The sequence below is a fragment of the Rhizobacter sp. P3_B12 genome, assembly GCF_056402895.1.
Window position 1 is genome coordinate 1 of record NZ_JBFUGN010001081.1, and the last position, 1,968, is coordinate 1,968.

Here is a 1,968-nt window from a genome sequence, read left to right on the forward strand (position 1 = left end):
GTGTGATGCATGGCGTCTTTCTTCGTGAAGAGTCTTCAGAACGATGAGCCGCCGATGTTCGACGGGCCGGGTGACAGCGCTGTGACCGACCATAGTTCACCTACCGCCGCAAGAAAAGCCGGACCGGGGCAGAATCTCCCGCTCCCCCTCATCCGCCCACTGCGAACCCACCCGCCATGTCCGACCTGTCCGCCTTCCCGATCACCACCAAGTGGCCCGCGCAGCACCCCGAGCTGCTGCAGCTCTACTCGCTGCCGACGCCCAATGGCGTGAAGGTGTCGATCATGCTGGAGGAGACCGGGCTGCCGTACGAGCCGCACCTGGTGCGCTTCGACACCAACGACCAGCTGTCGCCCGAGTTCCTGTCGCTGAACCCGAACAACAAGATCCCGGCGATCCTGGACCCGAACGGCCCGGACGGCAAGCCGTTCGCGCTGTTCGAATCGGGCGCGATCCTCGTCTACCTGGCGAGCAAGACCGGGCAGCTGATGCCCGCCGACACCGCCGGCCGCTTCGAGACGCTGCAGTGGGTGATGTTCCAGATGGGCGGCATCGGCCCGATGTTCGGCCAGCTCGGCTTCTTCCACAAGTTCGCCGGCCGCGAGTACGAGGACAAGCGCCCGCGCGACCGCTACGTGGCCGAATCGAAGCGGCTGCTGAAGGTCGTCGACGAGCGCCTGGAGGGCCGCGACTGGATCCTGGGCGACGCGTACTCGATCGCCGACATCGCGATCTTCCCGTGGATCAACAACCTGTTCGGCTTCTACGAGGCGGGCGAGCTGGTCGGCATGGCCGATTTCCCGAACGTCACGCGCGTGCTGGCGGCGTTCAAGGCGCGGCCGGCCGTACAGCGCGGGCTGGCGATTCCGAAGCGACCCGCGTGAAACAGCGGGCCTGATCCGGTAGGAAGGGGACTACGCGCAGCGGCGCCCTCTTCCGATCGGCAGCGCGCGCGCCGGTGACTAGAGTGGCCGGGTCCGGGCCGCCCGTGCCCGCAAGGAGCATCACCATGTCATTTGCGCTCTATATGGTCGGCCTCGTGCTGCTGGTCGGCGGYGTCGCCTGGGGCCTCGTGACGGCCGGGCTCGCACCGGTGTACGTCGGCATCGCCTGCCTGATCGTGCTGGGCATCGGCATCATGATGGCGGTGTCGCGCACCCGCACGAAGGATCCGTCGAGCTGATCAGCCCTCGCGGTAGAACGACTCGACCTGGCCCTTCAGCTTGATCAGCAGCGGCTGGCCCTTGCGGTCGACCGAGCGGCCGGCAGGCACGCGGATCCAGCCTTCGCTGATGCAGTATTCCTCGACATCGCCGCGCTCCTTGCCGTTGAAGCGGATGCCGATCTCGTGCTCGAAGATCGCGGCGACATGGAACGGGCTGCGCGGATCGACCGACAGGCGGTCGGGCAAGGCAGGTCGTTCGGCGGGAACGGGGGTGGGCGTGGCGTTGACCTCGGACATGGACAGGGTTCCTGATCGGGGAATGGAGAAAAGCCGCCATTCTGCGGCACCGGCCGCATCCTCGGATCAGGCCCGCAGCCGGTAGCCCGTCGCGTAGATCGATTCGATGTGCAGCGGCGTGCCCTGCTGCCTCGAGACGAGCACGCATTTCTGCCTCAGCTTGTACAGGTGCTGCTCGATGGATCGCTTGTTGACGGCATCGGTGTTGCCGAACAGCGCGGCCGACAGCATCTCCGTCGTCGTGAGCCGGCCGTGGTGCTCGAACAGCACCTGCGCCAGGCTGCACTCGCGCGCCGTCAGGCGCACCCGTTGGCCGGGCGAGGCCAGCACCGACTGCGCGGTGTCGAGCCAGTAGGCCCCGGCCCGCAGCTCGGGTGCCGGCGAGGCCAGCGCCCGCACGCGGGCCAGCACGCGCTGCACCAGGCCGGTCGCGCCTTCGGCCTCGGTGGCGTAGTCGTCGGCGCCACGCATCAGCGCCTGGGCGATGGAGTAGGTGTCACCGGCAC

4 protein-coding genes are annotated in these 1,968 nt (G+C 67.8%); 2 read left to right on the forward strand and 2 right to left on the reverse strand.

From position 1 onward, the window contains the following. Positions 1–176: 176 nt before the first annotated feature. Both AC1D01_RS32330 and AC1D01_RS32335 read left to right on the forward strand, forming a co-directional pair. Complete coding sequence (locus AC1D01_RS32330) at positions 177–884, forward strand: glutathione binding-like protein (protein WP_477873594.1); 708 nt, start codon at positions 177–179, stop codon at positions 882–884. Between the two features lie 125 nt (positions 885–1,009). Next, positions 1,010–1,183: a hypothetical protein gene (locus tag AC1D01_RS32335; RefSeq protein WP_047509380.1), complete on the forward strand. Its 174-nt coding sequence runs from the start codon at positions 1,010–1,012 to the stop codon at positions 1,181–1,183. On the opposite strand, the gene AC1D01_RS32340 is transcribed toward AC1D01_RS32335, so the two are convergent. After that, positions 1,184–1,462, reverse strand: coding sequence for a DUF3297 family protein (locus AC1D01_RS32340; RefSeq protein WP_477873595.1), 279 nt, complete (start codon positions 1,460–1,462; stop codon positions 1,184–1,186). Positions 1,463–1,528: 66 nt separating this feature from the next. Further along, positions 1,529–1,968: winged helix-turn-helix domain-containing protein (locus tag AC1D01_RS32345; RefSeq protein WP_477873596.1), on the reverse strand; the 440-nt coding region annotated here is incomplete at its 5' end.

Coding starts and splice junctions, on each gene's coding strand:
- AC1D01_RS32330 (WP_477873594.1), top strand. CDS start 177: ATGTCCGACCTGTCCGCCTTCCCGATCACCACCAAGTGGCCCGCGCAG.
- AC1D01_RS32340 (WP_477873595.1), bottom strand. CDS start 1,462: ATGTCCGAGGTCAACGCCACGCCCACCCCCGTTCCCGCCGAACGACCT.